At 64.7% G+C, this 22876-nt stretch carries 19 protein-coding genes; 11 read left to right on the top strand and 8 right to left on the bottom strand.

Annotation, left to right across the window (positions count from 1 at the left end):
• Window positions 1–6: 6 nt before the first annotated feature.
• Window positions 7–1758, bottom strand: coding sequence for an ABC transporter permease (locus LJ656_RS27535; RefSeq protein ID WP_230512690.1), 1752 nt, complete (start codon window positions 1756–1758; stop codon window positions 7–9).
• Between the two features lie 823 nt (window positions 1759–2581).
• Between LJ656_RS27535 and LJ656_RS27540 the strand changes: the two genes are divergently transcribed.
• Both LJ656_RS27540 and LJ656_RS27545 read left to right on the top strand, forming a co-directional pair.
• On the top strand, window positions 2582–4273 hold the full coding sequence (locus LJ656_RS27540; RefSeq protein WP_230512691.1) for a sensor domain-containing diguanylate cyclase: 1692 nt from the start codon (window positions 2582–2584) through the stop codon (window positions 4271–4273).
• 137 nt (window positions 4274–4410) lie between these two features.
• Entirely contained in the window at window positions 4411–4677 is a 267-nt protein-coding gene (locus LJ656_RS27545) for a double-stranded DNA-specific endonuclease (RefSeq protein ID WP_230512692.1), read from the top strand.
• A 123-nt stretch (window positions 4678–4800) separates the two neighbouring features.
• Here LJ656_RS27545 and LJ656_RS27550 read toward each other — a convergent pair whose 3' ends face one another.
• Together LJ656_RS27550 and LJ656_RS27555 are read right to left on the bottom strand one after the other, a co-directional pair.
• A complete protein-coding gene (locus tag LJ656_RS27550; protein WP_230512693.1) occupies window positions 4801–6117 on the bottom strand; it encodes an ATP-binding protein in 1317 nt (438 codons plus the stop codon).
• Window positions 6101–6826, bottom strand: a complete 726-nt coding sequence (locus LJ656_RS27555; protein WP_230512694.1) for a response regulator — start codon at window positions 6824–6826, stop codon at window positions 6101–6103. Before LJ656_RS27555 ends, LJ656_RS27550 begins: the two co-directional genes overlap by 17 nt.
• Window positions 6827–7045: 219 nt before the next feature.
• On the opposite strand from LJ656_RS27555, the gene LJ656_RS27560 reads away from it, so the two are divergent.
• On the top strand, window positions 7046–7606 hold the full coding sequence (locus LJ656_RS27560; protein WP_230512695.1) for a Spy/CpxP family protein refolding chaperone: 561 nt from the start codon (window positions 7046–7048) through the stop codon (window positions 7604–7606).
• Window positions 7607–7768: 162 nt separating this feature from the next.
• Here LJ656_RS27560 and LJ656_RS27565 read toward each other — a convergent pair whose 3' ends face one another.
• The gene (locus LJ656_RS27565; protein ID WP_230512696.1) at window positions 7769–8479 is read right to left on the bottom strand and encodes a pirin family protein; all 711 of its coding nucleotides are present in this window, start codon (window positions 8477–8479) and stop codon (window positions 7769–7771) included.
• Between the two features lie 573 nt (window positions 8480–9052).
• On the opposite strand from LJ656_RS27565, the gene LJ656_RS27570 reads away from it, so the two are divergent.
• From LJ656_RS27570 to LJ656_RS27590, 5 genes are all read left to right on the top strand, one after another.
• Window positions 9053–9844, top strand: a complete 792-nt coding sequence (locus LJ656_RS27570; RefSeq protein ID WP_230512697.1) for an ABC transporter substrate-binding protein — start codon at window positions 9053–9055, stop codon at window positions 9842–9844.
• A gap of 277 nt (window positions 9845–10121) precedes the next feature.
• A complete protein-coding gene (locus LJ656_RS27575; RefSeq protein WP_230512698.1) occupies window positions 10122–10811 on the top strand; it encodes an ABC transporter permease in 690 nt (229 codons plus the stop codon).
• Window positions 10808–11521 carry an ABC transporter permease gene (locus LJ656_RS27580; protein WP_230512699.1) on the top strand — a complete coding sequence of 238 codons (714 nt, stop codon included), beginning with the start codon at window positions 10808–10810 and terminating at the stop codon, window positions 11519–11521. Before LJ656_RS27575 ends, LJ656_RS27580 begins: the two co-directional genes overlap by 4 nt.
• A 46-nt stretch (window positions 11522–11567) precedes the next feature.
• Window positions 11568–12347, top strand: coding sequence for an ABC transporter ATP-binding protein (locus LJ656_RS27585; RefSeq protein ID WP_230512700.1), 780 nt, complete (start codon window positions 11568–11570; stop codon window positions 12345–12347).
• A gap of 618 nt (window positions 12348–12965) precedes the next feature.
• Window positions 12966–14123, top strand: coding sequence for a porin (locus tag LJ656_RS27590; protein ID WP_230512701.1), 1158 nt, complete (start codon window positions 12966–12968; stop codon window positions 14121–14123).
• Between the two features lie 190 nt (window positions 14124–14313).
• On the opposite strand, the gene glnK is transcribed toward LJ656_RS27590, so the two are convergent.
• Entirely contained in the window at window positions 14314–14652 is a 339-nt protein-coding gene (gene glnK, locus LJ656_RS27595) for a P-II family nitrogen regulator (protein WP_006048444.1), read from the bottom strand.
• 176 nt (window positions 14653–14828) lie between these two features.
• Window positions 14829–16541 carry an NAD+ synthase gene (locus LJ656_RS27600; RefSeq protein ID WP_230512702.1) on the bottom strand — a complete coding sequence of 571 codons (1713 nt, stop codon included), beginning with the start codon at window positions 16539–16541 and terminating at the stop codon, window positions 14829–14831.
• Between the two features lie 148 nt (window positions 16542–16689).
• Between LJ656_RS27600 and LJ656_RS27605 the strand changes: the two genes are divergently transcribed.
• On the top strand, window positions 16690–17859 hold the full coding sequence (locus LJ656_RS27605; protein ID WP_230512703.1) for a GNAT family N-acetyltransferase: 1170 nt from the start codon (window positions 16690–16692) through the stop codon (window positions 17857–17859).
• 10 nt (window positions 17860–17869) lie between these two features.
• Window positions 17870–18202 (top strand): GIY-YIG nuclease family protein, encoded by a 333-nt coding sequence (locus LJ656_RS27610; RefSeq protein ID WP_230512704.1) that lies wholly within the window; start codon window positions 17870–17872, stop codon window positions 18200–18202.
• A gap of 78 nt (window positions 18203–18280) precedes the next feature.
• Here the strand turns inward: LJ656_RS27610 and LJ656_RS27615 are convergent, their stop codons facing one another.
• Both LJ656_RS27615 and ppa read right to left on the bottom strand, forming a co-directional pair.
• On the bottom strand, window positions 18281–20374 hold the full coding sequence (locus LJ656_RS27615; RefSeq protein ID WP_230512705.1) for an FUSC family protein: 2094 nt from the start codon (window positions 20372–20374) through the stop codon (window positions 18281–18283).
• A 223-nt stretch (window positions 20375–20597) separates the two neighbouring features.
• Window positions 20598–21125: an inorganic diphosphatase gene (gene ppa / locus LJ656_RS27620; RefSeq protein WP_230512706.1), complete on the bottom strand. Its 528-nt coding sequence runs from the start codon at window positions 21123–21125 to the stop codon at window positions 20598–20600.
• 273 nt (window positions 21126–21398) lie between these two features.
• Here ppa and LJ656_RS27625 point away from each other — a divergent pair, with 273 nt between their 5' ends.
• Window positions 21399–22838, top strand: a complete 1440-nt coding sequence (locus tag LJ656_RS27625; RefSeq protein ID WP_230512707.1) for an aldehyde dehydrogenase family protein — start codon at window positions 21399–21401, stop codon at window positions 22836–22838.
• Window positions 22839–22876: the final 38 nt, after the last annotated feature.

Raw genomic sequence — 22876 nt, forward strand, 5'->3', positions numbered from 1 at the left:
TGTTTCTCAATCTAGGCGGAGCTTGCCTTCGGCGTAGGCGTACATCGGACGCCACAGCAGACGGTTGAACAGGGTCACGAACAGCGACATCACGGCGATGCCGACGATGATCTTCGGATAATCGCCCGCCGCGGTGGTCTGCGCGATGTAGGCGCCGAGACCGTGCGCGGCCACCCTGGTGTCGCCCCACTGGACGAATTCGGCGACGATGCTGGCGTTCCACGCGCCGCCCGACGCGGTGATCGCGCCGGTCACGTAGTACGGGAAAATGCCCGGCAGCATCGCCTGACGCCACCATTGCCAGCCGCGAATGTGGAAATTCTTGGCCGCCTCGCGATAGTCGTTCGGGTACGAGCTCGCGCCGGCAATCACGTTGAACAGGATATACCACTGGGTGCCGAGCACGATCAGCGGCGACAGCCAGATATCCGGGTTCAGATGGAAGCGCACGATCACGATCACGAACACCGGGAACAGCAGGTTCGCCGGGAACGCGGCGAGGAACTGCGCGAGCGGCTGGATCTTTTCCGCAAGCGCCGGACGCAGCCCGATCAGCACGCCGACCGGCACCCAGATCACCGACGCGATCGCGATCAGCACCACCACGCGCAGCAGCGTGATGAAGCCGAGCACCAGCACGTGGCCGACTTCTTCGAGCGACACGCCGGTACGCACGTACAGGAACACCCGATACACGACGTAGACGGTGGCGAGCAGCACCAGCGTTGCCCACACGATGTCGCCGAGCTTCGAGCTCTTCTCGGTCTGCGGAATATGAAAGCGCGGAGCGCTGAACGACGGCAGCTGCAAGCGCACCCGCGCGGCGCGCGCAAACATCCAGCCGACCGGCACCAACAGCCGGTGAATCAGGCGAGTGCGGCGGATCAGGTCGAGCAGCCACGAGTTCGGCGCGTCGCCTGAGCTGGTGAACTCCATGCGGAACTTGTCGGCCCACGCGACCAGCGGACGGAACAGCAACTGGTCGTACGCGAGAATCACCACGGTCATCGCCAGGATCACCCAGCCGATCGCGTGCAGGTTCTGCTCGGAGATCGCCTGCGCGAGGTACGCGCCGATGCCCGGCAGCGTGATCGTGTTGTTGCCGACCGTGATCGCTTCGGATGCGACCACAAAGAACCAGCCGCCCGACATCGACATCATCATGTTCCAGATCAGGCCCGGCATCGAGAACGGCACTTCGAGTTTCCAGAAGCGCTGCCACGACGTCAGATGGAATCCGCGCGACACTTCGTCGAGATCGCGCGGCACCGTGCGCAGCGACTGATAGAAGCTGAACGTCATGTTCCACGCCTGGCTCGTGAAGATCGCGAAGATCGCCGCGAGCTCGGCGCCGAGCACGCGGCCCGGGAACAGCGCGAGGAAGAACGTCACCGTAAACGAGATATAACCGAGCACCGGCACCGACTGGAGGATGTCGAGAATCGGCACCAGCACGAGACCGGCGCGCCGGCTCTTGGCCGCGAGCGTGCCGTACACCAGCGTGAAGATCAGCGACGCGACCATCGCCGCGAGCATGCGCAGCGTGGTGCGCATCGCGTACTCGGGCAGGTTGGCCGGGTCGAGCGAGATGGACTGCGTCTTCAGCGTCGACATCGGCGCGAGCGTTTCATGGAAGCCGATCGACGCCATCGCGATCAGACAGATGATCAGCGGAAACGCGACGAAGTCCCAGCGATTGGGCAGCACCCGCCATGCGGACGCGTTGGCGGTGCGTTTCAGGTTGAAGCTGAAATCCATCAGAGGCCCTCCCCGTCGGAACAGGCATGCGAACGCTCGAAGGAGGCCGCGACGAGCGCACGGCGGTCTATGGATCGGTCCGGAAAGCGGAAATCAGGCATGGCAAAACACGCGTGCGTGGTAATTCGTTAGCGTTGGAGACACGTGGTCCGGCAACGGCCAGGCTGGTGGACGAGCGGTCCAGCACCACAACCGTCACGCCGGATCGCTGTCGGCGCGGACGCCGCCCGAAGGCCGGCGGGGCTCTCCTCGTTTGGACGGCACGACACTACACCATCCGATGTTTCAGGCACAACCTTGGCGCCGCAATTGGCGAAACCGGAAGCAGCCCCGGCCGCGTAAGCCTTCGGCAAGCCTCGGCACGGTTCGCCGCGCCGCACTGTACCGTGCTTTTCCTCGCGCTGCGGATGCCCCGTCGCCCGACCCGCCGACGCCGTGGCGCGCAAGCCACATGCGCGCCACATGCGAGCCCCGCGCGCGAGCGGCACCGCGCGGCGAGGGTTGCCGGCGAGGCGCTGCCGGAGCACCGCCAGACCATCAAGAAACCGCCGCGACAGCCGTTAACAACCTGATCGGCCTGCGCTATGCAGGCGGCATCCCTAGCAATAAGCGTGGCGTCGTGCCCCATGACGGTTAAAATCAGGAGTCGACGTACCTGTTTAGAAACGGCTCATCCGGGGCCGCGGCGGCGACGGGGCGGCCGCTGCTTGCGACGGGCCGGAACCGCGGCCGGCGCAATGACCGCCGCGGGAACCGACACAGCGCGAGCGCGCTGCCACGATTGAGCAAGTTGCATGTCACAGCCAGACGGAACAGAGGGTCGATGAACAGGACAACCTTGCGCCAGGTAGCCGGACCGGTCAGCTTCGCGCTGATCGTACTGGTTTGCTGGTTCGTGGCCGGCATGGTCGCGGACCGGATGGTACAGCAAGAGCTGGACGCGGCGCTGCGTACCCAGCGGCAAATGTCCATGTCGATCGTCGACAACATGGCTGAAGTGATCGCCAGCGACCTCGCGATGTCTCGCGCCATCCCCGCAACCATGGCCGAAATGGACGTCGTCCAGCGCGCCCTGGTGCAAGCGCAGAATTATGCCGCGAACAGCGAGACGGCGGAACCCGCGCTGCGCGCCGCGTTGCTGAAGAACCCGCGGATGGCCGCGGTCAGCAAGTTCCTCCACGATGCGCAGGGCTTCTCCGGACTCGACCAGATCTGGATCGTCAACGCGAACGGTATCTGCGTCGCCTCTAGCAGCACGATCGATAACCCGGACGGCGCGCAGCAATCGTTCGTCGGCGTCGACATGCGCGCGCGCGGCTACCTGACCAACGCGCTGCTCGGCGCATTCGCGGAAGCGTACGGGGTGGGTCGCGCGAGCGGCGAGCCGGGCATCTTCATCGCCGCGCCGGTCTATGCGGACGGCCTGCTGGTCGGCGCGGTGGTCGCCAAGGTCGGCATCGCGCGGCTGCGCCACTGGGTCGCCCACGCGGGGACCTTCGTCGCCGACGACAACGGCGTGATCATCATGGCGCACAACAGCGAACTCGAAGGCCATGCACTGCCGAACACGCGCGTCACCCAGATGACCGCCGCCGAGCGCCGCCTCGTCTACCGCCGCGAGACCTTTCCCGACATGCTGATCCGCGCGGACACCGAGCTGCGCGAGAGAGCGCCGTGGGTGCCCGCGGCGGTCGCCGGGCAGCTGTTCGGGATGTCGCGGCAACCGGCGCCGGCGCTCTATCAGTCCCGCAGCGGTCTGAACTCCGGGCTGTCCGCGCATCTGGTCGATCCGCTCGCCGCATGGCCCGAGCTGCTGCGCAATCACAAGCGCGATCATCTGCTGGTATTTCTGACGTTGGCCGGCACCGTCGCGCTCGCGTGGGTGATCACCGTGTCCTATGTGCGCGAGCGGCGTCACCACCGGGCCACCCGCGATCTCGCCGAGCAATTGCAGTCGGCCAATACGCTGCTGTCGGCGGAGGCACGGCACGACGCACTGACCGGCGCGCTGTCGCGGCGCTATTTCCTCGACCTGCTGCGGCGCGAGATCGAGCGCGCGCGGGCGAACGACGAGCCGCTGTGCATGGCGATCGCCGACCTCGACCACTTCAAGCAGATCAACGACCGCTTCGGCCATGCATCCGGCGACCGCGCGCTCGAGCATTTCGTCGACACGTGCCGCGCGGAGCTGCGCAGCTCGGACGCGATCGGCCGGCTCGGCGGCGAGGAGTTCGGGCTGCTGCTGCCGGCCACCGATCTCGCGAGCGGGCGCGACGTGGTCGAGCGTTTGCGGCTGCGCCTGAAGGCAGTGCCATCGCCGAAGCTGCCCGCCTCGGCGGGCTTGAGCGTGAGCATCGGCATCACCGAGCTGTCGCCCGACGATCTGCCCGAGCGCCTCATGAGCCGCGCCGACACCGCGCTGTACGCGGCCAAGACCGGTGGGCGCGATCGCACCGAAGCGCTGCCGCCCGACGACACCGCGCCGCCGACGCGCACCGCGGTAAATGCGTGGTGAGCGCGTGGTGAATAGAGGGTGAATGCGCGCAGCACGCGCACATGAGTCGCTGCCCGCCGCACCGAGCCTCCCGCGACCAAGCAGGTATCATCGAACCTGACATTCGATTGTCGCTACTGCTCTAACGGGAGACTCGCATGAAGGGAAATCTGGTGATCGTCTGTCGCGATCAGGACGCTGATGCATTCGACCATCTGCTAGCCGAATACGGCGCGTTCCAGACGCGGCTGTCATCCACCGCCTGGTATCTGAAACTGGAAGTCGCACCGGAATTGATTCAGGAGGAAATACTCGCGCGCCTCGGCAAGTACACGACGCATTACATCTTCGAGGCGGACACGGTCACGTGGAATACCGTGGATAGCGAGACGGCCAACGCGTTGAATACGCTGTTCTCGAACTGATGCATTGATGCACTGATGCACTAACGCGCGGCCACCGTGCCGACCCGCGATGCCGGCGCCCGGCGCCCGCATCGCGATGCTTCCTCCCACCGCCTCACCCTGCCCGGCTGCTGCGCCGCACTTCTACCACGCCGGTTCCGAAGCCGCCGTCTCGCGCGGCAACACCTCGAACGGAAAGCTCATCAGCACTCGCAAACCGCGGCCGCCGTGGTTGCCGATCTGCCACTCGCCGCCCGCGCGCCGCACCAGCCGCTCGACGATCGCCAGACCCAGGCCGCTATGGCCGTTGCCGCCGCGCGCCGGATCGAGCCGCACGAACGGCCGGCTCGCGTTGATCAGATCCTGGGCAGCGATGCCGCTGCCGTTGTCGCTGATCGACAGCGTGAAGCCCTGCGGCGTACGCGCGGTGGCGACGACCACCGGCGGCGCGCCATAGGCGTGCGCGTTGTCGAGCAGGTTCGACAGGATCCGGTCGAGCGTCGCCGCCGGCAGCAGGAACGACGGCCCCGCATTGAGTTCGGTCCGCACGGTAGGCGCACCGGCGGAGACCGCCCGATAGCTGCGCACCACGCGTTCGCACTGCGCATCCACTTCGACCGGCTCGCTGCGATCGGCGCCGTCGTGCGCGAACACCAGAAACTGCTCGACGATATGCGTCATCGAATCGACGTCGCGCACCACGCCGTCGCGCGTCTTCGCGTCGTCCATCATTTCGGCGCGCAGCCGCAGCCGCGCGAGCGGCGTTTTCAGATCGTGCGCGACGCCCGCCAGCATCACCGCGCGATCGTTCTCGGTCCGCGCGACTTCCTGCACCATCTGATTGAAACCATGCGTGAGCTGGCGCAATTCGCGCGGGCCGCGCTCCGGCACCGGCGGCACCGGCAGACCGCGGCCGAAGCGCGTGACCGCCTGGGCGAGCGAGCGCAACGGCTGCTGCAGCGCCCACGCGGCGAACAGCGCCGCCATTACCGCGAAAGAAAAGATGATCGCGAGCCACAACACCGTGCGGTCCAGCGAGCGCGGCACCCGCAGCGGCTGCACCGGCACCACGATCCAGTTCTGGTCCGTCGCCGCGCGCACCCACAGCGTGGGCGGGCCGCCGGGCGGGCCGACGCGCACCTGGGTGCCGGCCGGCATGCGCTCGCGCACGTCTTCGATAAAGCGTTCGAGCGGCGCCGACGGCGCTTCCCTGACCGCCGGCACGTCGGAGCTGGCCGGGTCGACCAGCTTGACGCGCGAGGGCAACGGTTGATCCGGTGTGCGGGCGACGTGCTGGCGCACCGCGTCGACGAGGAAGGTGGCCTCCTCGACCGCGTAACGCGTTTGCAGTTGCGAGCGTTCGAGCCGCATCAGCGCGTACCACGCGAAATGCGACAGCATCAGCACCGCGACGACGAGCAGCGCGAGCCGCCCGAACAGCGAATCAATGGGCCGGCGCATTTTGCTCGCCGTCCGGCACGAACACGTAACCGCGGCCACGCACCGTCTGGATGAAGCGCGGAGTGGACGGATCGGTTTCGAGAATGCGGCGCAGGCGCCATACCTGCACGTCGATGCCGCGGTCGGTGCCGTCGTACTCGGGACCGTGCAGCAGTTCCAATAAGCGCTCGCGGGTCAGCGTGCGCATCGGGTGATTGACGAAGATCTTCAGCAGCGCGAATTCGCTGCCCGACAGCGTGAGCGGCTTGTCTTCGAGATGCAGCGTGCGCGACTGGAAGTCCAGCGTGAAGCGGCCGAAGCTGAACGGCTCGCGCTGCTCCGGCGCGGCCGCCGACGGCATCGTGCGACGCCGCCTGAGCACCGCCTGCACGCGCGCGAGCAGTTCGCGCGGGTTGAACGGCTTGCCGAGGTAATCGTCCGCGCCGAGCTCGAGGCCGACGATGCGGTCGACGTCGTCCGCGCGCGCGGTCAGCATGATCACGGGGATGTCGTCGCCGGATGCGCGCAGCTTGCGCAACGCGGTGAGCCCGTCGACGCCCGGCATCATCAGGTCCAGCACGATCAGGTCCGGGCGCTCGCGTTCGAGCCGGCGCTCGAGCGAGCCGGCATCGTGCAGCACCGACACTTCGATGCCCTGACGGGCGAGATAGTCGCGCAACAGATCGCGCAGTTCGACGTCGTCGTCGACGACAAGTATTTGAGTAGCCATGTGAGGAAGTTTAACGCTCGACAGTTTGGAGTTTCGTTTTCAGAACCGCGTCAAGGGTTACCGGGTGTTACGGTGAAAGCCGCGCGTAATCGGCGGTAATAGCCGCATCCAGCCGCGTAACACAGCGGCCGGCACGGTTCTCTACGCTGTGCCTTACCGAATGCAGGCGAGTCCATTGACCGGTTGCACCGTCGGCTATTCCATTACAAGGAGCCTTATATGTCCACCAAAAACATCTCGCGCGTTCTCGCCGTTGCCGCCACCGCTCTCGCCATCGGCGCGGGCGCCGCTTATGCCGCACAGCCGGCCGACCAGGCACGCGGCGGCCCTGGCGGCCCCGGCGGCTGGCACGGCCACTTCATGAAGGACCTGACGCAACTGCACGACCAGTTGAAGCTGAACGCGGATCAGGAAAAGCTGTGGCAAGGCGCGCTCGAGACGATGAAGCAGAACCACGCGGCGATGCGCGCGAACCATGAGCAGGCCCGCAGCCAGTTCAAGGCCGCGCAGCAACAGCCGATCCTCGACCTGAACGCGATGGCCGCCGGCCACCAGCAGATCGAACAGAAGGATGCGCAACTGCGTCAGCAAACCACCGACGCGTGGCTGAAGTTCTACAACGGCCTGAACGACCAGCAGAAGACCACCGTCAGCACCGCGCTGAAGAAGCGCTTCGCGCGGATGGAAGAGCGTCACGAGAAGATGCGCGAGCGCTTCGAGCATCGTAAAGACGCGGCGTCGGCTCCGGCCGCGGCGCCCGCACCGGCTGCCAAACAGTAAGCGCGCTGCGCTGCAGGGCGGACCAGGGAGGCCGTCTTGCGGACAAAAAACGCCACGGAAGAAGTTTTCCGTGGCGTTTCGCATTTGGCGCTCAGCCGGTCAGGCGTTCTCGGCTGGACCGGGGTTTGAATCCTCGCGCCGCGCACGGCGGCGCATCGCGCATCAGCCGTTCAACTGGCCGAGATCGAACAGCAGCACTTCCGCGTTCTCGCCGTTCTCCAGCGTCACCGTATCGACGTCGCTGAGCTTGGCCGCGTCGCCCGCCTTCAGCGCCGTACCGTTCACGCTCACCGCGCCGCGCGCAACGTGCACATAGACGAGGCGCCCGGCCGGCACCGCAAAGGTCGCGCGTTCCGCGCCGTCGAACAGCCCCGCGTAGATCGATGCGTCCGCGTGGATCGTCACCGCGCCGTCGCGGCCGTCGGGCGCCGCGACCACGCGCAGGCGACCGCGCTTGCTGTCGGCGTCGAAACGCTTTTCCTCGTAGCCGGGCTGATCGCCCGCGCGCTGCGGAATCACCCAGATCTGCAACAGATGCGCGGGCTCGTCGGCCGATGCGTTGAATTCGCTGTGCTGCACGCCGGTGCCGGCGCTCATCCGCTGCACGTCGCCGGGACGGATTGTCGAGCCGTTGCCCATGCTGTCGCGGTGCGCGAGCGCGCCTTCGAGCACATACGTGACGATCTCCATATCGCGATGGCCGTGCGCGCCGAAGCCCTGGCCGCCGGCGATGCGGTCTTCGTTGATCACGCGCAGCGGACCGAAATGCACGTGCTGGGGGTCGCGGTAATCGGCAAACGAGAAGCTGTGATACGAGTCGAGCCAGCCGTGGTTGGCATGGCCGCGTTCTTCGGAACGGCGAATCTCGATCATGGAAAGTCTCCGGGTAAGTAAACAAAGCGATGCCGGGAATGTAGGGGCTGCGCGGCGACTTAACAATCGGCGCGCCCGCACCGGACCGTTCCAGCGGTGCATCCAATCGCACGAGGCCATCTCCGGCACCCGGTGCGCAGCCCCCGCTGCCTCCGCCGCCCGCCCCCCGGCGCCGACCGCAAAACCGCCCCGGCGTCGCGCCCGCACAACGCCCGCGGCGGCGACTTGTCGCCGGCTGCCGCGCCGCACTGGCGGCTTGGCGTCGTTCGGGTAAAATACCGCGCTTTTCAACGCGCATGCCTGTCCGACCGGACGGATATGCGTGCTGGGCATGAAATGTCGGCAAGCTTCGCCGGACCGGTCTGAACCGGCACGCGGCGCTTCGCGAGTCCGCGCGGCACGCGTTCCCGCAGCGCGCCAGCCGCGCATGCCGCATCGAATCAGCTAGTGCCCGGCGTGCGGCGACATCCCCGCCGCGCGGCAATTTTGACCGCCTAGAATAGCGACCGTCGGCCCCCGGCCGGCCCTCGTCGAGTCGAAGCATCACGACGATCAGTTTGATCCAGGAGAATCATGAAGAAGTTCGCACTGTGCGTGGCTTTGGCCGTCATGGCCACCGGCGCGATGGCGAAAGAATGGAAAACCGTGCGCATCGGAGTCGACGCCAGTTACCCGCCGTTCGAGTCGAAAGCGCCGAGCGGCGAGATCGTCGGCTTCGACGCCGATCTGACCCGCGCGCTGTGCGCGAAGATGAACGTCAAGTGCGTATGGATCGAGTCGGATCTCGACGGCATCATTCCGGCGTTGAAGGGCAAGAAATTCGACGCGATCATCTCCTCCCTGACCGTCACCGACAAGCGCCGCGAACAGATCGACTTCTCCGACAAGCTGTTCGACGCGCCCGCGCGCATGATCGCGAAGGCCGGCTCGCCGCTGCTGCCCACCGCCGAATCGCTGAAAGGCAAGCGCGTCGGCGTTGAGCAGGGTTCGACCCAGGAACAGTACGCAAAGGTCTGGTGGGAGCCCAAAGGCGTGACCATCGTGTCCTATCAGAATCAGGATCAGGTGTATGCGGATCTCGCATCGGGGCGCCTCGACGCCGCGCTGCAGGATCAGTTGCAGGCCGACGCCGGCTTCCTGCGGACTCCGCGCGGCAAGGGCTTCGCGTGGGCGGGGCCGGCCGTGCAGGATCCGAAGACGATCGGCGAAGGCACCGCGATCGGCCTGCGCAAGAGCGATACCGATCTGAAGGCGATGTTCAACCGCGCGCTCGCCGAGGTTCATCAGGACGGTACGTTCAGGAAGCTCGAGAAGCAGTACTTCGACGTCGACATCTATCCTGAACGCCAGACCAGGACCCAGTAAGCCAGGCAACACCGCGCCGGCGCAAACCGGCGCAAGCAGCAGTGATAGTGGCAGTCGCAGCACCCGGCAGTAGATTCACAATAATTCGAGACCACAGTCCACGAGACGAAAGTCCAAACGCGCGCTGCGGGACCGGCAACGTTCCCGCGGCGATGATTTGCACAGCGGCATGCTGTGCGCCGCCAGGCACCGCGAGCCGAACGCTCGCGGCTAAACGCGGCGCAACACGGGCCGCGTCTTTCGCGGTGCGTGAACAGCGCATCGTCAAGGACTACCTATGTTCCTTCAAGGCTACGGCCCGCTGCTTCTCAGCGGCACCTGGGCAACCGTCAAGCTGGCGGTGCTGTCGCTGGTGCTCGCCTTCGTGCTGGGCCTGCTCGGCGCGGCGGCGAAACTGTCGAAAAACCGCGTCTCCAACGGCGTCGGCACTGTCTACACGACCCTCGTGCGCGGCGTGCCCGACCTGGTGCTGATGCTGCTGCTGTTCTACAGCATCCAGATCTGGCTGAACAACCTGACCGACGCGCTCGGCTGGGATCAGATCGACATCGATCCGTTCGTGGCCGGCGTCGCGGTGCTCGGCTTCATCTACGGCGCGTACTTCACCGAAACCTTCCGCGGCGCGTTCCTCGCGGTGCCGCGCGGCCAGCTCGAAGCGGGCGCCGCCTACGGGATGAGCAACTGGCAGGTGTTCACGCGCATCATGTTCCCGCAGATGATGCGCTTCGCGCTGCCCGGCATCGGCAATAACTGGCAGGTGATGGTGAAGGCGACCGCGCTGGTGTCGATCATCGGTCTGGCCGACGTCGTCAAGGCCTCGCAGGATGCCGGCAAGGGCACGCTGCGGTTCTTCTTCTTCACGCTGCTCGCCGGCGCGATCTATCTCGTCATCACCACAGTGTCGAACTTCGTGCTGATGTACCTCGAAAAGCGTTATTCGACCGGCGTGCGAAAGGCGGATCTATGATTGAGATCATTCAGCAGTACTGGCGCAACTATCTGTTCACCGACGGCTATCGCTTCACCGGCGTCGCGATCACGATGTGGCTGCTGGTGGTGTCGATCGGCCTGGGCTTCTGTCTGTCGGTACCGCTCGCGGTCGCGCGGGTGTCGAAGAAGAAATGGCTGTCGCGGCTCGTGTGGCTCTATACGTATATCTTCCGCGGCACCCCGCTCTACGTGCAGCTGCTGCTGTGCTACACCGGTCTCTACAGCCTCGAGATCATCCGCAACAACGAGCTGACCAATGCGTTCTTCCGCGACGGCATGCACTGCACGCTGCTCGCGTTCACGCTCAATACCTGCGCGTACACCACCGAGATTTTCGCCGGCGCGATCAAGGCGACGCCGTACGGCGAGATCGAAGCGGCGCGCGCGTACGGGATGTCGTCGTTCACGCTGTACCGGCGCGTGATTCTGCCGTCGGCGCTGCGCCGCGCACTGCCTTACTACAGCAACGAAGTGATCCTGATGCTGCACGCGACCACGGTCGCGTTCACGGCCACCGTGCCGGACATCCTGAAGATCGCGCGCGACGTGAACTCGGCCACCTATCAGTCGTTCAACGCGTTCGGCATCGCCGCGCTGCTGTATCTGTGCATTTCTTTTGCGCTGGTGTGGCTGTTCCGCCGCGCCGAGCGTCGCTGGCTCGCTTATCTGCGACCGCAAGGCAAGTAACCCGGACCACACGCCTCGCGGGCGTGCCAGCCGATCAAGGATCGTGATGAATTCCATGAAGCAGAAGCTCGTCGTCGACGACCTTCATAAAAAGTACGGCGACAACGAAGTCCTCAAGGGCGTGTCGCTGAAGGCCAACGCCGGCGACGTGATCAGCGTGATCGGTTCGTCCGGCTCGGGCAAGAGCACGATGCTCCGCTGCATCAACTTTCTCGAACAGCCGAACGCCGGGCGCATTTTCGTCGACGGCGAGCAAGTGCGTACGCAAACTGCGAAGGACGGCGCGCTGCGCGTGTCGGACCCGAAGCAGCTGCAGCGCGTGCGCACCAAGCTCGCGATGGTGTTTCAGCACTTCAATTTGTGGTCGCACATGACGGTGCTCGAAAACATCATCGAGGCGCCGGTTCACGTGCTCGGCCTGAAGCGCAAGGAAGCGGAAGACCGCGCGCGCGAATTCCTGGAGAAAGTCGGTCTCGCGCCGCGCCTCGAAAAGCAGTATCCGTCGCATCTGTCGGGCGGCCAGCAGCAACGTGTCGCGATTGCCCGGGCACTGGCGATGCATCCGGACGTGATGCTGTTCGACGAACCGACTTCCGCGCTCGACCCGGAACTCGTCGGTGAAGTGCTGAAGGTGATGCAAAAGCTCGCCGAAGAAGGCCGCACGATGATCGTCGTCACCCACGAAATGGGTTTTGCGCGCAACGTGTCGAACCATGTGATGTTCCTGCACCAGGGGCGGGTCGAGGAAGAAGGCCATCCCGACGAAGTATTTCGCAATACCAGAAGCGAACGCCTGAAGCAGTTTTTGTCGGGCAGTCTCAAATAATAAAATTACCGCGCGGTCAGTTAATATTTGAGCGCGTCGAAAATGTAGTCAATGTAGTTTTACAAGGCGCTTACGGGCGCCTTTTTTATTGCCCCGCCGCCTCTCCCCCGCGCTCGCTACATGCGCCAAAGCTGCCTCAAAGCCCCCTCCAGGCGGGCTTTTCACGTCGCTCTCCGCCCTAACTCGCCGCTTTTGACTCGTCAATAGTGGCAATCCTTAATACGACCCCTTCCAAGGCCTGAAACCTTTGTCTGTCAAGGCATTGCGCGATTTTCCACGAGGTCGCGGCGAGCCTCGGCGCACATTGGTATTGCAATTTGGCGACACCGAGTGGAAGGGCTACCAATTTCTTCTCCCAGTTAAAGTTATTTTTGATAAATTGGTAACCAAAGTAGCAAAACAAAGTTGATTAAAAGTAGTTTCACTTCAGAGCAACGAGGAGAACCGGTCGGCGAGGGATCGGCAAGACGCGGGGAAAGCGCAACGCTACGCGTCACGGCAGGAGACCCTATCCACCCGCCAACTCTCCCTAGGTACCGATTTCTGTTCGGTGCAGATCGCGTCCGAACACCACTCGCAGTACTGGGTTTCACTTTTTGACAGGGTATGGAGGAGAAGATGAAGAAAGCATTGCTCGCCGCTGCGCTGATGTCGGCCGGCGTTGTTGCACACGCTCAAAGCAGCGTGACGCTGTACGGTCGTTTGGACGCAGGCATCGAGTACATGTCGGGCGTGCCGACCAACCCGAACGCTGTCGGCTCGGCCACCAACTCGGGCAACCGCTGGAAGGCTGAAAGCGGCGACTGGGGCACCAGCCTGTGGGGCTTGAAGGGTGTCGAAGACATCGGCGCCGGCAACAAGGTGCTGTTCCAGTTGGAAGGCTCGTTCAACACGATGACGGGCCAAGGCCCGAGCAACGGCGGTCTCTTCAATCGTTGGGCAACGGTCGGTCTGTCGAACGATCAGTACGGTACGTTCACGATGGGCCGCATGCTGTTCATCTCGAACGGCGTGTGGGACTTCGACCCGTTCGGTCAATCGTCGTGGTCGTCGGCATCGCTCGTGCGTGGCCGCAACTGGCCGCAGTCGAGCAACAACTTCGCGTACCAGTCGCCGAAGATCGCCGGCTTCGACTTCTACGGTCAGTACGCACTGTCGAACGCGACGAACTGGAACGGCAACAACCCGAACGGCCAAGGTCGCGAAGCCGGCGCGCAGATCACCTACACGAACTCGCTGTTCCAGATCCGCGGCCTGTACGACGAAATCCGCAACCCGGGGAATGGCGGCCTGTGGGGCGGCAATGTCGCCAACGGCGGCGTCAATTCGAGCAACACCGGCAACGGCGTGTTCTCGGCATCGCGCGAGTACTCGGCTCTCGTGAACGTGTTCCTCGGCCAGTTCAAGATTCAGGCGGCTTACCAGGCAGTCCGTTCGGCAGGCGCGAACGGTGTGGTCTACGGTCAGCCGACCACGCTCGATCATGAATGGGGCGGCGTGACGTGGCAGGCAACGCCGGCTGCCGCACTGATCGCGGCGGTCTACCACGTGAACGGCAACAACGGCGCGGGCAATGCGACGATCTACACGGTTGGCGGTTCGTACAACCTGTCGAAGCGCACGCTGCTCGACCTGCAGGCAGCGACCGTGCGTAACAGCCGTGCCGCGAACTTCGGTCTGAACGCGAACAACGCCGGCAACGGCGTCGCAACGGACAACCCGCTGCAAGGCCGTCAGCAAACCGGCGTGTACGCTGGTATCCAGCACTCGTTCTAAGGGGGTGTGCCCCGAGGGCGTGACCCTCGGGGTGTAATACTGAATTCTCCAAGAGAATCTTTTTCACGCTGCTGCGAGAGGCGCGTATCGGTGCAATATCCGCAAGGGTATTGCACCGTTTTTTATTGGGCGTGCAACGACGTGATGCATGTCGCGCACCGTTGCGGTGCGCCGCCCTTTGTCGATCCGCTTAGACCGCGGCTTCGTTCTCTTCGCCGGTGCGAATCCGGATCACGCGCTCGACGTCCGCGACGAAAATCTTGCCGTCGCCGATCTTGCCGGTGCGCGCCGCGCCGATGATCGCGTCGATCACCTGATCGCATTGATTGTCCGCGACCACCACTTCGATCTTCACCTTCGGCAGAAAGTCGACCACGTATTCCGCACCACGATAGAGCTCGGTATGCCCTTTCTGGCGGCCGAAGCCTTTGACTTCGGTTACGGTCAGGCCGGTGAGGCCGACTTCCGCGAGCGCCTCGCGCACTTCGTCGAGTTTGAACGGTTTGATGACTGCGGTGATGCGCTTCATGGCGAACCTCGTCTCGTGATTGGGGAGAGTGAAAGGGAAATTTGATGATTTTTATTCTACGCCGCACTGGCTGCATTGCGGCAACCAGGCGGACTTGCGGGTTGCGGCTCGAAGCGGCGCCGCGTGAATCGAATGCATCACGCGGCGCATGGCGGCACCTGTTTCGCCGCCCTGTCTCACTCCACCGGCTCGGTATAGCGCGACGTGATCGGATAACGCCAGTCGCGGCCGAACGCGCGATGCGTGACGCGAATGCCGATCGGCGCCTGGCGGCGCTTGTACTCGTTGATCTTGATCAGCCGCGTGACGCGCTTCACGTCGTCGACCGCGTAGCCGGCCGCGATGATTTCCGCGAGCGAGCGGTCCTCTTCCATGTACATGCGCATGATCGCGTCGAGCACGTCGTATTCGGGCAGGCTGTCCTGATCGGTCTGGTTCTCGCGCAACTCCGCCGACGGCGCGCGCGTCAGAATCCGCTCGGGGATCGGGTCGCGTGTCGCGAACGTGGTGGCTGCGTTGCGATAGTGGCACAGCCGGTACACGAGTGTTTTAGCGATGTCCTTGATCACCGCGAAGCCGCCGGCCATATCGCCGTACAGCGTGCAGTAGCCGACCGCCATCTCGCTCTTGTTGCCGGTGGTCAGCACGATCGAGCCGAACTTGTTCGACAGCGCCATCAGCAGCGTGCCGCGAATACGCGCCTGGATGTTCTCTTCGGTCGCGTCTTCCGCGCGGCCCGCGAACTCCGCGGCGAGCGAACCGCGGAACGCGTCGAACATCGGCGCGATCGCGATTTCGTCGTAGCGCACGCCGACGCGGCGCGCCATCTCGGCGGCGTCGGTGGTGGAGATATCGGCGGTGTAGCGCGACGGCATCATCACCGCGCGGACTTTGTCGGCGCCGAGCGCATCGCAAGCGACGGCCAACACCAGCGCCGAATCGACGCCGCCCGACAAACCGATCAACGCGCCGGGGAAACCGTTCTTGCCGATGTAGTCGCGCACGCCCATCACGAGCGCCGCGTACACCTGCGCTTCGATCGACTGCTCCGGCGCGATCGCGGCCGCCAGCGGCGTACCGTTGTCGAACTCGACGATCGCCGTGGCTTCCTCGAACTGCGCGAGCTTTGCGACCAGTTCGCCCTGCGCGTCGAGCACGAACGAGCCGCCGTCGAACACCAGTTCGTCCTGGCCGCCGACCATGTTCACGTAGACCATCGGAATGCCGGTCTCGCGAATCCGCGCGCGCAGGATGTCGAAACGCACCGCTTCCTTGTTCAGGTGATACGGCGAGCCGTTCGGAATCAGCAGCACCTGCGCGCCGGCCGCCTTCGCCATCTGCGCGGCCGATGCATGCCATGCGTCCTCGCAGATCACCACGCCGTACTTGATGCCGTCGAGTTCGAACACGAACGGCTGCGGGTCCGCCGCGAAGTAGCGCTTCTCGTCGAACACTTCGGTATTGGGCAGATCCTGCTTGCGATAGGTGCCCTTCACTTCGCCATCGACGATCAGCGACGCCGCGTTGAACGTATCGACCGGCGGCACGCCGCGCTCGATCGGCGCGTTTGCATTACCATTGCCGTTCGCCGACGCGTGCGCGAACTTGTCCGAGCCATCGCGCAGCGGATGACCGACGATCACATGCAGCCCGCTGAACGGCTTTAACTGCGCGGCGAGATCGGCGAGCGCCGCGGCGCTGGCGGTATAGAACGCGGGACGCAGCAGCAGATCTTCGGGCGGATAACCCGACAGCGCGAGTTCGGGTGCGATCAGCAGCTTCGCACCGTCGTTGTGCGCGGCACGCGCGGCGGCGACGATCTTCGCGACGTTGCCGGCGAAATCGCCGACGGTGACATTGATTTGAGCAAGAGCGATTCGGGTCTTCATGGCAGGATCGACAGGCAAGCCTCGACGGCTCGCGGATACCGCGGCTGGGATGGCGACGGAATTGGACAAACCGGATAAACGAACTTAACGAATGACGCGGCCACATGTTGTTGATAGCCGCGTCGTTCATTGCAAACAGTCATTCAGATTGAACCAGCAACGTATCGATTATCGCACGGGCATTCTGGCCTCGCCGTCCGAGGTGGACGCCGCCGAGTGGAACGCGCTGCTCGCCGCGCAGCCGCAGCCGACGCCGTTTTTGCGCCACGAGTTTCTGAGCGCGCTCGCCGCCACCCAGTGCGCGGTCCCCGACACCGGCTGGGCGACGCAGTTCGTCACGCTGACCGACGCGCGCACCGGCAAGCTCGCGGCGGCCGCGCCCGTCTACCTGAAAGGGCACTCGTACGGCGAGTACGTGTTCGACTGGGCGTGGGCCGACGCATATAAGCGCAACGGCCTGCCCTACTATCCGAAGCTGCTGTGCGCGGTGCCGTTTACGCCGGTGCAGGGCAATCGTTTATTGTCGACCGACGAACATGCAGTGCGCCATCTCGCGGCCACGTTGATGGCGTTCGCCGAGCAGGCCGACGTGTCGTCGCTGCACGTGCTGTTTCCGACTCAAACGGAAGCCGAAGCGCTGACCGACATCGGCATGATGCAGCGCGAAGGCGTGCAGTTTCACTGGCTCAACGACGGCTATCGGAACTTCGACGACTTTCTATCGACGCTCGAACAGAAGAAGCGCAAGAACATTCGCGCCGAGCGTCGCAAGGTTCACGACGCCGGCATTACGATGCGGCGCATTCGCGGCGAAGACATCACCGACGCCGAATGGCGCTTTTTCAGCAAGTGTTATCGGCAGACTTATCGCGAGCATTTTTCGAGTCCGTATCTGAACCTCGATTTTTTCCGGATGATCGGCGCGTCGATGCCGGAGAACCTGCTGCTCGTGATCGCCGAATACGAGGGCAAGCCGATCGCGAGTTCACTCGTCGTCTATCAGCGCGACGAGAAAACCGGCGGCACGCTATATGGCCGCTACTGGGGCGCGCTCGAACACGTGCCGTGTCTGCACTTCGAAACCGCTTACTATCAGCCGCTCGAATTCTGCATCGAGGAAAAGCTCGGCGCATTCGAAGGCGGCGCGCAAGGCGAGCACAAGATGGCGCGCGGTTTTCTGCCCACTGTCACGCGCTCGACGCACTGGCTCGCGCATCCGGCCTTCGCCGATGCGGTCGGCCATTTCCTCGACAACGAAAAGAACAGCATCCACGCCTACGTGGACGAGCTGCGCGAACACAATCCGTTCAAAGGCTAGCAGCGCGGTTATGGCGTGGTTTCTTTATCTGCTCGAATGTTCGGACGGCAGCGTCTATACCGGCATTGCGACCGACGTCGCCGCGCGTTTCGATAAACACGTGAGCGGCACCGGCGCGCGTTACACGCGTTCGCGCAAACCGCTGCGAGTGTTGGCGTCGTTCGAGCTGGCGGACCGGTCGAGCGCGTCGAAGGCCGAGTACTGGGTCAAGCGGCTCACGCCGGCCGATAAGTGGGCGTTGGCTGCGGGAGTGTTTTCGTTGGAGTCGGTGCTGCCGGTGGTGGCTGCGCTCGAAGCCGACGTTGAAGCTGACGCCGAAGACGGCGATGAACCGGCTGCATGAGTAAGACGCGGGTTTAACGCGGTGCGGTGCATTGCGTCGCATGACTGAGCATCATCGGGCTGGCCCACCCGCGTCGCTTTAACCCCGCGCCTCGCGCATCCGTTCCGTCAACAGCCGATGCATCCGCGCCAGTTCCCCAACCACATCCGCTTCCAGCGACGTCAACTGTTCGCGCGCCGGCAACTCCAGCCGCATCGGCACCAGGGTCCGGTTCAACGCGGCCTCGATCGCCTCGCTCATCGCCGCGACCCATGCGTCGAGTTCCGAATGCATATCGCGCCGGTTCGCGGTGAGCCGCAACTGCGTCGCGGTCCCGGCCATTCTGCGCAACAGGCTCAGCACCGTCAGCGTCACCGTATCGGCCATCGAGTCTTCGAGCTTTTCCAGCCGCACGCGGCCGAGCGCTTCTTCCGCGTTGTTGCTGGTGAGCCCCGCCGCGCGCCGCAACTGTTCGATCTCCTTGCTATCGTGCCGGGGCGCGTCGAGCGATGCACGCAGATACGCGAGATTCGCGCGCACCGCGTTGCCGAGATAGATGCGCAGATCGAGCTTTTCGCGCGTCGGCCATAGAACGAATGTAGCGACTAACGCGAGCACGCAGCCGAGCACGTTGTTGCCGAGCCGCGTGAGCGCGAACGAGAATTCGTTGGCGCCCGGCGTCGCGAAGTCGGCGACCAGCACGAAGGCCGGCGTCAGGAACAGCACGAACAGGCTATAGCTGACCGGCCGCAAGGCCATCGTCGCCATCACCAGCGGAAATACCGCGAGCGAAATGCCGAGCGGCGAATGAATCGCGTAGCCGATCGCCGCCGCCAGCATGCCGCCGACGATACTGCCCGCCGCCCGCTCGATACTGCGCGGCCACGTCGCCGCGATCGACGGCTGCAAAATCAGCAGCGTCGCCATCGTCGCCCAGTAGCCGAACGGCAGACCGAGCGCCTGAATCACGACAAAGCCCGCGGTCGTCGTCACGCCCACGCGCGCCGCATGCCGCAAGCCGACCGATTGCCACGACAGATTCGCCTTCAGCGTCGACCATGCGCGCGTCGCGTAACGCGTAACGCACGCGCTCCACGGTTCCGCGTACACCTCGCGCGGCGCGAAATCGACCAGCTCGAAACCGGATTGCAGCTTCACCGGTTCGAGCAACGCGCTTTCGAGCCGATGCGCGAAACGGCGCAGACGTTCCTGCAAATCCGCGAGACGCTCCCACCGCGCGTCGCCGGCCGCCGCGGCGATATCGCTGAGCACTTGGCCGATCGCGCGCAGCAAACGCGCGGTGCGTTGCGAACGATGTGGCTCCGCGGGCACTTTCTCCGCCGCGCCGGAAACCGCGATCAGGTATGCGAACAAAGCCTCGCCGTCGGTCAGCAAGCCGAGCAGCGTGTCGTACGCGGCCGCGCCGCCCGCTTTCGACGCGGGTACGTTGGCGAGCGCATCGCGTGAACGTTCGATCGCCGCGCGCGCATCGGCGCGAAACTGCGCGGCGTGCGTGGCCCACTCGCGCGGCGCCGCGCGTTGTTCGACGAGGCGCGCGCTATCGAATGCGACATCGGCGAGACGCAGATACACCGCGCGCAACGACGTGCGGCTCGCGGCGAACGGATGAATACGCCATACCGTCAGACTCAGCACGATCGCGAACAGACAACCGATCAGATAGACGCCGAGAAACGCGAGGCCGGAGCGCACGTCGTGCATCGGCCGGTCGACCATCACCACGCACGCGGTCGCCGCGAGGATCGTCACCTGCGAGGTGGCCGCGCCCCAGATGCGGCCGAACGCGCCGAGCGTCGTGAACGCGAGCACCGCAAGCGCGGCGAACGCGGTGCTCTGCGCGGACGCGAACGACGCGATGCCGCCGCACAGCGTGGACAGCAACGCGAAGCCCATCATCGACATGAAACGCGCGCGATTCGAACCGGCCGCATCGGCAAGGCAGGTCCAGAACGCGCCGATCGCCGCCCACGCGAACACCGGATCGTGCAGCAGGTTGCCGAGCGCGAGCATCGCCGTCGATGCGCACGCGGCCCGCAAGCCCTCCGACAGATTCGCCTCGCTCGCCGCGAACGACACCATCCACACCGGTCGCTTGCGATAGATCGCGGTGACGACCGAATGTAGCCGGGTCGACCAGCGCGAGTTCGAGTGGGACTTGCTGCGGTTCATCATCCGGTGCGTAGATTAGGAGTGAGTGGGTGCGAGCTTGTGCGGCGAATGATAAGGGTTAATACCTAAATATAAAAATGCGTTCGATGCATCCGGCCGATGCGTTGCAGTTATGCACCCGAACCCATAAAAAAAACCGCGCGGTCCTTGCGGACTCACGCGGTTTTTATTGTGCGCATCTGCATGCTGCACAGGCGGTGCGGGCTCGCCCGCGACGCGCTGACTCTTACTTCTTGAAGTTCGCGACGCCGTCGGTGATTTCCTTGTGAGCGGCATCGATGCCTGCCCAACCTTCGACCTTCACCCACTTGCCCTTCTCGAGCGCCTTGTACTGCTCGAAGAAGTGCTTGATCTGGTCCTTGAGGTAAGCGGGAACGTCGTCCACCGACTTCAGGTCCGCCGTCATCGGGCAGATCTTGTCGTGCGGGACCGCGATCAGCTTCGCGTCGACGCCCGATTCGTCAGTCATTTGCAGCATGCCGAGCGCGCGGGCGCGGACCACCGAGCCTGCCAGCAGCGGGAACGGGGTGATCACCAGCACGTCGACCGGGTCGCCGTCGCCCGACAGCGTCTGCGGAATGAAGCCGTAGTTGGCCGGATAGCGCATGCCGGTGCCGATGAAACGGTCGACGACGAGCAGACCCAGATCCTTGTCCGCTTCGTACTTCACCGGATCGCTTTGCGCCGGGATTTCGATGATGACGTTGAAATCTTGCGGAAGGTCTTTGCCTGCGGGAACGTGATTGAAGCTCATGAGCACTCTCTGAACTGGATGGAAGTCGGAATGCGGCGTACGGCACGCGGGTTTGTAGCGCAGCGCACCGCACGGTGCGGAATGCGCCATTATAGCCAATCACCGGGTGGCATCCCGCCCGGGATCGGCGCGATAATCGAACAGCGTGTCCCGTTTGTGCGTCGGACCTGAGTTGAAAGTGCTTTGGTTGTGGTTTGAATGCTTTGCCTGTTGTCCCGGTTTGTGAACAGCGCGCAGTTGACCTGCCGCTGCGCGTCAACTGAAGGAGCATGCATGGAAGAAGCCCGGCATTTCATCGGCGGCGAGTGGTGCGCCGCTTCTGGTGGCGAGACGATCGCCGTACTCGATCCGTCGGACGGCCAGCCGTTCACGAGTCTTGCGCGCGGCACCGCGGCCGATATCGACGCGGCCGTGCACGCGGCACGCCGCGCGTTCGAAGGCCCATGGGGCGCGCTGAGCGCCGCCGAACGCGGCCGCATTCTGTACCGGCTGTCGATGCTGGTCGCCGCGCGCCAGGAAGAACTCGCGCAACTCGAAGCGCGCGACACCGGAAAGCCCCTCAAACAGGCGCGTGCCGACTCGGCCGCCCTCGTCCGCTATTTCGAGTTCTACGCCGGCGCGGCCGACAAGCTGCACGGCGAAACCCTCCCCTATCAAGCCGGCTATACGGTGCTGACGATCCGCGAGCCGCACGGCGTGACCGGCCACATCGTGCCGTGGAATTACCCGATGCAGATTTTCGGGCGCAGCGTCGGCGCGGCGCTCGCGACCGGCAACGCGTGCGTGGTCAAACCGGCCGAGGACGCGTGCCTGTCGGTGCTGCGCGTCGCCGAACTCGCGGCCGAAGCCGGCTTGCCGGCCGGCGCGCTGAACGTCGTAACCGGCTACGGACACGATGCGGGCGCCGCGCTCGCGCGTCATCCGGGCATCGATCACATCTCGTTCACCGGCTCGCCCGAAACCGGCAAGCTGGTCACGCAGATGGCCGCCGAGAACCACGTACCAGTCACGCTCGAACTGGGCGGCAAGTCGCCGCAAATCGTATTCGCCGACGCCGATCTCGACGCCGCGCTGCCCGTACTTATTTCCGCGATCGTGCAGAACGCCGGTCAAACCTGCTCGGCCGGCAGCCGCGTGCTGATCGAGCAGTCGATTTACGAGCCGCTGCTCGACCGGCTCTCCGGTGCGTTCCACGCGCTGCGCGTGGGACCGTCGCAAGCCGACCTCGACTGCGGGCCGCTAATCAACGCGAAGCAGCAGCAACGCGTGTGGGACTTTCTCTCCGATGCGCAACACGACGGCGTCGCGATGGCCGCGCAAGGCGAAGTGATCGCCGAAGCACCGGAAAGCGGCTTCTATCAGGCGCCGACGCTGTTGCGCGACGTGCCCGCCAGCCACCGGCTCGCGCGCGATGAAGTGTTCGGCCCGGTGCTCGCCGCGATGCCGTTCAGCGACGAAGCCGAAGCGCTCGCGCTCGCGAACGGCACGCAGTTCGGCCTCGTCGCGGGGATCTGGACACGCGACGGCGCGCGCCAGATGCGGCTCGCGCGACGCGTACGCTCCGGCCAGGTGTTCATCAACAACTATGGGGCGGGTGGCGGCGTCGAGTTGCCGTTCGGCGGCGTCAAGCATTCGGGACATGGCCGCGAAAAAGGCTTCGAGGCGCTGTATGGCTTCACCGTGTTGAAAACGATTGCGATCCGCCACGGCTAGCGAGGCGCGCGGCGAACGCATCGCTGAACATCGTTCGA

Origin of the sequence: Paraburkholderia sejongensis, assembly GCF_020880815.1 — a bacterium.
Classification (GTDB): Bacteria; Pseudomonadota; Gammaproteobacteria; order Burkholderiales; family Burkholderiaceae; genus Paraburkholderia; species Paraburkholderia sejongensis.